This window comes from Christensenella sp. (assembly GCF_034927525.1).
GTDB lineage: Bacteria > Bacillota > Clostridia > Christensenellales > Christensenellaceae > Christensenella.
In genome coordinates this window covers 1-6,761 of record NZ_JAYFPU010000102.1, presented here as the reverse complement: position 1 = coordinate 6,761, position 6,761 = coordinate 1, and the positions used below count along the sequence as shown (strand labels likewise).

8 protein-coding genes are annotated in these 6,761 nt (G+C 54.0%); all 8 read left to right on the top strand.

Annotation, left to right across the window (positions count from 1 at the left end; all coding sequences use genetic code 11):
• Window positions 1-173: 173 nt before the first annotated feature.
• The 8 genes from rsxC (at window position 174) to VB081_RS04200 (ending at window position 6,584) form a co-directional block, all read left to right on the top strand.
• On the top strand, window positions 174-1,544 hold the full coding sequence (gene rsxC / locus VB081_RS04235; protein ID WP_323399605.1) for an electron transport complex subunit RsxC: 1,371 nt from the start codon (window positions 174-176) through the stop codon (window positions 1,542-1,544).
• A gap of 22 nt (window positions 1,545-1,566) precedes the next feature.
• Complete coding sequence (locus tag VB081_RS04230) at window positions 1,567-2,511, top strand: RnfABCDGE type electron transport complex subunit D (RefSeq protein WP_323399604.1); 945 nt, start codon at window positions 1,567-1,569, stop codon at window positions 2,509-2,511.
• Entirely contained in the window at window positions 2,504-3,103 is a 600-nt protein-coding gene (locus tag VB081_RS04225) for an RnfABCDGE type electron transport complex subunit G (protein WP_323399603.1), read from the top strand. The genes VB081_RS04230 and VB081_RS04225 overlap by 8 nt, the downstream gene beginning before the upstream one ends.
• 5 nt (window positions 3,104-3,108) lie before the next feature.
• Window positions 3,109-3,765 carry an electron transport complex subunit E gene (locus VB081_RS04220; RefSeq protein ID WP_323399602.1) on the top strand — a complete coding sequence of 219 codons (657 nt, stop codon included), beginning with the start codon at window positions 3,109-3,111 and terminating at the stop codon, window positions 3,763-3,765.
• Window positions 3,766-3,770: 5 nt separating this feature from the next.
• Window positions 3,771-4,349: an electron transport complex subunit RsxA gene (gene rsxA / locus VB081_RS04215; protein ID WP_442872706.1), complete on the top strand. Its 579-nt coding sequence runs from the start codon at window positions 3,771-3,773 to the stop codon at window positions 4,347-4,349.
• Between the two features lie 19 nt (window positions 4,350-4,368).
• Complete coding sequence (locus tag VB081_RS04210; protein WP_323399601.1) at window positions 4,369-5,352, top strand: 4Fe-4S dicluster-binding protein; 984 nt, start codon at window positions 4,369-4,371, stop codon at window positions 5,350-5,352.
• Window positions 5,349-5,906, top strand: a complete 558-nt coding sequence (locus tag VB081_RS04205; RefSeq protein WP_323399600.1) for a Maf family protein — start codon at window positions 5,349-5,351, stop codon at window positions 5,904-5,906. The genes VB081_RS04210 and VB081_RS04205 overlap by 4 nt, the downstream gene beginning before the upstream one ends.
• 81 nt (window positions 5,907-5,987) lie before the next feature.
• Window positions 5,988-6,584, top strand: a complete 597-nt coding sequence (locus VB081_RS04200; protein WP_323399599.1) for a recombinase family protein — start codon at window positions 5,988-5,990, stop codon at window positions 6,582-6,584.
• Window positions 6,585-6,761: the final 177 nt, after the last annotated feature.

Sequence of the window (6,761 nt, the reverse complement as noted above, 5' to 3'; positions counted from 1 at the left end):
GAAAAAAAGCAATGGATCGCATATTTTTAAGAATTGGACCCGCAATGGAAAAAATGCTGCGGATTGTGAAAAGAAAGACGATGGAAAAGCACTATTTTCACTGTTGCATAGAATGTATTTGTGATACAATAAGTAAGGTATTTTGAATCAGGGTCGCAATTGGGAGGTAACTAATGGGGCTTACATTCGTGGGCGGTGTTCATCCGCTCAAATCTTTGCATGAAGGAAAAAAACTGACGGAAAACCGTGCAATAGAAGATATGCCGGCAGGGGAGATCGTTAAGATCCCTCTTTCCCAGCATATTGGCGCGCCCGCAAAACCGCTCGTAGCAGCGGGACAGCGCGTTCTGATGGGGCAGAAGATCGGCGAGGCGCAGGGCTTTGTGAGCGCGAACATACATGCGAGCGTATCGGGTACGGTAGCTGAGATCGCGCAGATCACCGGGCTCAACGGGAAACCGGTGCAGGCGGTCGTGATAGAAAACGATTTTTTGGACGAGCAGGCGTTTTCGCCTGTGGAGAATATTGACGAACTGACGAAGGAACAGATCATTGAGATCATCAAAGAAGCGGGCAACGTGGGCATGGGCGGCGCGACGTTCCCCACGCACGTAAAGCTTTGTCCGCCGCCGGACAAGAAAGTCAACCTGCTGCTGATAAACGGCGCGGAATGCGAACCGTTTTTGACGGCGGATTACCGTCTGATGACGGAATGCCCCAAGCGCATCATATTCGGCGTCAAGATGCTGATGCGTGCGCTTGATGTGAACAAAGCGATCATCGGGATCGAGGACAACAAGCCGGAGGCGATCGAGAAGATGATGGCGGCATGTGATACGCACGCGATCCGCGTGGTGCCGGTGCCGACAAAATATCCGCAGGGGTCAGAAAAACAGCTGATCAACGCGATCACGGGGCGCGTCGTCCCGGCGGGAGGGCTGCCCATGGACGCAGGCGTTGTGGTGGTGAACATCGCTTCGACAAAAGCAATCGCGGATGCCTTTTATACGGGAGAACCGCTTTTGCGCCGCGTAGTGACGGTAAGCGGCGCGGTAAACAACCCCCAAAACCTGCTGGTGCGCCTCGGCGTGAGCGCGCAGGAGGTACTGGATTATGCCGGTGGATTTTCTTCGGAGCCATTAAAGGTAGTTTCCGGAGGGCCGATGATGGGCCTGCCCGTGCCGGAGATGGACTGCGTGATCACCAAGGGCTTTTCGGGATTGCTTGTGCTGGACAAAACATATACCAAAAAAGAAAAAGAAAGCAACTGCATCAAATGCGGCAAGTGCGCAGAGGTCTGCCCGATGCGCCTGATGCCTATGATGATCTCCGCTTCTGCGATGTTCGAGGATTTCGAAAAAGCGGAACAGTATGACGCGCTCGATTGTATGAGCTGCGGCTGCTGCAGTTTCATTTGCCCCGCCAAAAAGCCCATTGCGCAGAACATCAAATTCGCCAAGGATATGATCACGGTGGAAAAGATGAAGGAACGCGCAAAGCTTGAGGCGCTCGCGCGCGAAGAACGCGAAAAGACAGAGGAATAACTTTGGAAAGAAAGGAAACGTTATGCAACAAGAGTTGATTTTGTCGGGATCACCGCATATCAAGTCGGGGCTCAGCACATCGCGGATCATGCTGGACGTTATTATTGCACTTATCCCCGCGTGCGTTGCCGCCGTATACTTTTTCGGCGTAGGCTGCATCATGACGATCGCGCTATGTATCGGCAGCGCGGTCGGCTGCGAAGCGGCAATCCAGTACTTCACCAGGCGCGCAGTCACGATCAGTGATCTTTCCGCTGTGGTAACAGGGCTTTTACTGGCTCTCAACCTGCCGCCGAATGTGCCGTGGTACATCCCCGTCTGCGGATCGGCGTTTGCAATCATTATCGTAAAACAGTGCTTTGGAGGGCTGGGGCATAACTTTATGAATCCGGCGCTTGCGGCACGTTGCTTTTTGCTTATCTCCTGGCCGGTGGCAATGACGACTTTCGTAGCGCCGTTTGCGGGAGTGGACGCGGTCGCTTCGGCAACACCCCTTGGCGTATTGCACGAAGGAGGTACGACGATCCCGCCGCTGATGGATATGTTTCTGGGAAAGATCGGCGGCAGCATCGGGGAAACGAGCGCGCTGGCGCTCCTCATCGGTGGCATTTATCTGCTTGCGCGCAGGATAATATCGCTGCGCATCCCGCTTGCCTATATGGGCACGGTGGCTCTCATTACGCTCCTTACTGGTCATCCGGAGATGATCTTGTTTGAGTTGTTTGCCGGTGGCCTGATGCTGGGTGCGTTCTTTATGGCGACGGATTATGTGTCGTCCCCGTCTTCGCCAAGGGCGCAGATCATATTCGGGATCGGCTGCGGCGCGATCACGATGATCGTGCGGCTGTGGGGCGGCTACCCCGAGGGCGTTTCGTTCTCGATCCTGTTTATGAACCTTTTGACGCCGCTTCTCGATAAGGTATTAAAGCCGAAACCGTTTGGGGAGGTGCAAAAGGTCAATGAATAAGACAAAAAGCGACAGCATTTTCAACCTCACCATCCGCTTGGTGATCATCACTGTATGCGCAGGGCTCATATTGGGGCTGGTGTACGGCATCACCAAAGGGCCGATCGCGGAGCAGGAGCTCAAAAAAGCGACGGAAGCGCGGCAGGCGGTGCTTCCCGATGCGCAGGAGTTCAAGCAGATCGCGCTTGACGGGATGGACTATGATCAGGACAAGTTTGCGGATATCAATGAAATATATGAAGGCACGTCGAACGGCCAGACGGTAGGCTATACGTTTGCCGTAACGACAAAAGGGTATAAGCCGGGACTGGGGCTTACGATCGGCATGGCGTCCGACGGGAAGATCACGGGCGTTATGATCGGCAGCCACGAAGAAACGCCCGGCCTCGGGGCAAACGCGACAAACCCGTCATTCCTTGACCAGTTTTTAGAAACGGACGGCCCGATCGTCATTGCGAAATCGCCGAGCGGGGCGGAAAACGAAGTACAGGCGCTGACCGGGGCGACGATCACAAGCAAGGGCGTTGCAAACGCGGTCAACTTAGCGCGTGAATTCGCCGGACAGTATCTCGGACTCGGAGAAGGGGCGTGAGCGGTATGGATGGTAAACAGATGAAAGGCGTTTTTGTAAACGGCATCTTAAATGAAAACCCGACGTTCCGTCTGGTGCTCGGTATGTGCCCTACCATCGCTGTCACTACGTCTGTGACAAATGCGCTTGGTATGGGGGCGGCGGTCATTTTCGTGCTGATGTGCTCTAATATGTTGATTTCCCTTTTGCGGAATTTTATTCCGGACAAGGTAAGGATACCCTGTTATGTGGTGGTTATCGCCATGTTTGTAACGGTGGTGCAGATGGTGTTGAAGGCCTTCCTGCCGGCGCTCGACGCGTCGCTCGGGATATTCATCCCGCTGATCGTCGTAAACTGCATCATTCTTGCGCGTGCGGAAGCGTTCGCGGCGAAAAACAGCGTGGTTCCGGCGATGATCGACGGGATCGGCATGGGCGTAGGGTTCACGCTTGCGCTCACACTTATTGCTATGGTGCGCGAGCTTTTGGGCGCGGGCTCCCTGTTCGGTATTTCCGTATTCGGACCGGACTATCCGCCGGCGCTGATGTTCATTTTGGCACCGGGCGGCTTCCTTGTGCTCGGCCTACTGCTTGCGCTTATCAACAAGGTCGTACTGATGCGCGAAAAGAGCAAGCCAAAGCAAAAGACAGAAGAACTTCAGGCAGAGGAGGTGCTTAAGTAATGGACATGTTTATTCGTATCCTGACCATCCTCCTAAGCTCCATTCTGGTCAATAACTTTGTGCTTTCGCGCTTTCTTGGGATTTGCCCGTTTCTGGGAGTATCCAAAAAGGTAGAGACAGCAGTCGGCATGGGCATGGCGGTCACCTTCGTCATGGCGATGGCGTCGCTCATCACGTGGTTGGTGCAATATTATATCCTTGTGCCGCTGGGCGTGGGGTATATGCAGACGATCGCGTTTATTTTGGTCATTGCGGCGCTGGTGCAGCTGGTGGAAATGATCTTGCAGAAAACGAGCCCCGGGCTTTACCAGAGCCTTGGCGTATATCTGCCGCTCATTACGACAAACTGCGCGGTGCTGGGCGTTGCGCTGCTCAATATCACGGAAAACTATAATCTGGTGGAATCGCTTGTGAACGGCGTGGGCGGCGCGCTTGGATTTACGCTTGCCATTGTGCTGTTTGCGGGTATCCGCGAACGCCTGGAGCTGTCGGCGATCCCCAAACCGTTTCGGGGCTTTCCGATCGCTCTCATAACGGCGTCGCTGATGAGCGTAGCGTTCATGGGATTTTCAGGTTTGGTATAATAAAGAGGGAAGAAGAATTATGATAGAACCGATTATTTGGTCGATCATCGTACTGGGGGGGCTTGGCGCGGTGTTTGGTATCATGCTGGGCGTGGCCTCCAAGAAATTTGCCGTAGAAAAGGATGAAACGGCGGTCGCTGTACGCGAGTGCCTGCCGGGCGCGAATTGCGGCGGCTGCGGATATCCGGGCTGTGACGGCCTTGCGGACGCGCTTGCGAAGGGTAAGGCGGAGATCGCGGCCTGCGCGGTGCTCTCGCACGATCAGGCGCAGGAAATCGCGGGTATCCTGGGGACGTCAGTGGGACAATTGAAGCCTAAGGTAGCGCGCATCATGTGTCTTGGAAGCGAAGGCCACTGCAAAAATAAATTTGAATATGACGGCGCGATGGACTGTCGTGCGGCATACGCGATCGCCAGCGGATTCAAGGCGTGCAGGTTCGCCTGCCTCGGTCTTGGGACGTGCGCAAAGGTATGCAAATTCGGCGCCATCACGATGGGGCCGGACGGCATCGCGTTTATCGACGAAGAAAAATGCACGGGCTGCGGACGGTGTGTGGAACAATGCCCGCAGAGCTCGATCGCGGTCTTGGAGCGCGATATCGACGTATACGTCGGGTGCACCAATACGGATAAGGGAAAAGCGGTCACGCAAAATTGCACGGCTGGCTGTATCGGCTGCGGAAAATGCGCAAGCGTGTGTCCGTTTGGCGCGATCGAAATGACGGAAGGGCTGGCGGTGATCGATCCGCAAAAGTGCCGCAGCTGCTGGATGTGCGTGGACACATGTCCGCGCAAATGTATTTTGACGACCAAGTCCGACCTGCTGGCAAAAATCAGCCTGCAAAAGTGTGTCGGCTGTACGCTGTGCGCAAAGGCGTGCCCGTTTGGCGCGATCGAAGGGGATTTAAGGCAAAAACACAAGGTGATCGCTGACAAATGCCGCGGATGCGGGCTGTGTGTGGATTCGTGCAAGGTCGGCGCTGTGGAGATGATCAAGAAATGATCGTTTTGGCATCTGCGTCGCCGCGCAGGAAGGAATTGCTGGCGCTTCTGACACAGGATTTTGTGGTGGAGCCGAGCAATGCGGACGAGAGCTGCGACTTAAAAGAGGCGACGGAGCTGGTGCGTTTTCTGGCGCACAAGAAAGCCGCGGACGTATTTGTAGGACGGCAGGGCGATGTGGTGATTGGCGCGGATACGGTCGTCGAGGCGCCGGACGGAGAAATATTCGGGAAACCGAACGATTTAGACGATGCACGGCGGATGCTCGGAGCGCTGTCAGGCAATACGCACAGGGTACATACAGGCGTGTGCGTGATGGCCGGCGATAAGATTTTGAAGGACGTGAGCAGTACGCAGGTATGCTTTGCGCCACTATCGGATGCAGAGCTTGGAAGATACCTGAAGCAGGAAAACGTAATGGACAAGGCGGGTGCGTATGCGATACAGGGAAGCGCCGCCAGATTTGTAAAGTCTGTAAGCGGCTGTTTTTTCAACGTGGTCGGGCTGCCGGTATCCATGGTATACGAAATGCTCGGATCGCTGCACGTTCTCTAAAATAAGAAGCAGAACTTCATAAGGATAAAAAAATACGCTGCATCAGGGCGTATTTTTTGTGCATCGAAGGAGGTATACGGTATGGACATTTACGGCTATGCGCGGGTATCCGCGAAAGACCAGAACGAAATGAGGCAGATGATCTCCCTTGCGGCTTTTCCGGTAGAGCGAAAAAAGATATTTCTGGATAAGCTGAGCGGAAAGGATTTCAACCGGCCGCAGTATAAAAAGCTGCTGCGTAAATTGAAAAGGGGCGATATCCTTGTGATCCAGTCGATCGACAGGCTGGGACGCAATTACGAAGAGGTGATCGAGCAGTGGCGCACGATCACAAAAGAAAAGCAGGCGAACGTGGTGGTACAGGACATGCCGCTTCTCGACACGCGTAAGGGGCGAGATCTGACGGGTACACTCATTGCGGACATCGTATTACAGCTGCTGTCGTATGTGGCGCAGACAGAGCGCGAAAACATCAAGCGGCGGCAGGCGGAAGGGATTGCCGCGGCGCAGCGCAGGGGCATCCGCTTCGGACGGCCGCGCAAGGCGATCCCGCCGGAGTTTGAGCCGCTGCGGCGCTTGTGGGAACGCGGCGAGATCAGCGGACGCGAAGCCGCGCGCCAGTTGGAGATATCTCACAATACTTTTTTTGAATGGGCAAAAGAAGGATGCACTGAATAAGAAATTTTACTTTATATGTCGAATACGCGTTAAAAGGTAGACTTTTTTATCCACTTCATTTATACTGAATTTAATAAAAAAAATCGTATTTTTGTACGTATTTTTGTAAAACCGGTAGAATATGTGCTATTTCATCTTATGGATAAAAAAGTCTACGTTTCTGACCGGAAGCCTGTT

Excerpts from the sequence above, each read along its gene's own strand:
- rsxC (WP_323399605.1), top strand. The coding sequence starts at position 174 with ATGGGGCTTACATTCGTGGGCGGTGTTCATCCGCTCAAATCTTTGCAT.
- VB081_RS04230 (WP_323399604.1), top strand. The coding sequence starts at position 1,567 with ATGCAACAAGAGTTGATTTTGTCGGGATCACCGCATATCAAGTCGGGG.
- VB081_RS04225 (WP_323399603.1), top strand. The coding sequence starts at position 2,504 with ATGAATAAGACAAAAAGCGACAGCATTTTCAACCTCACCATCCGCTTG.
- VB081_RS04220 (WP_323399602.1), top strand. The coding sequence starts at position 3,109 with ATGGATGGTAAACAGATGAAAGGCGTTTTTGTAAACGGCATCTTAAAT.
- rsxA (WP_442872706.1), top strand. The coding sequence starts at position 3,771 with ATGTTTATTCGTATCCTGACCATCCTCCTAAGCTCCATTCTGGTCAAT.
- VB081_RS04210 (WP_323399601.1), top strand. The coding sequence starts at position 4,369 with ATGATAGAACCGATTATTTGGTCGATCATCGTACTGGGGGGGCTTGGC.
- VB081_RS04205 (WP_323399600.1), top strand. The coding sequence starts at position 5,349 with ATGATCGTTTTGGCATCTGCGTCGCCGCGCAGGAAGGAATTGCTGGCG.
- VB081_RS04200 (WP_323399599.1), top strand. The coding sequence starts at position 5,988 with ATGGACATTTACGGCTATGCGCGGGTATCCGCGAAAGACCAGAACGAA.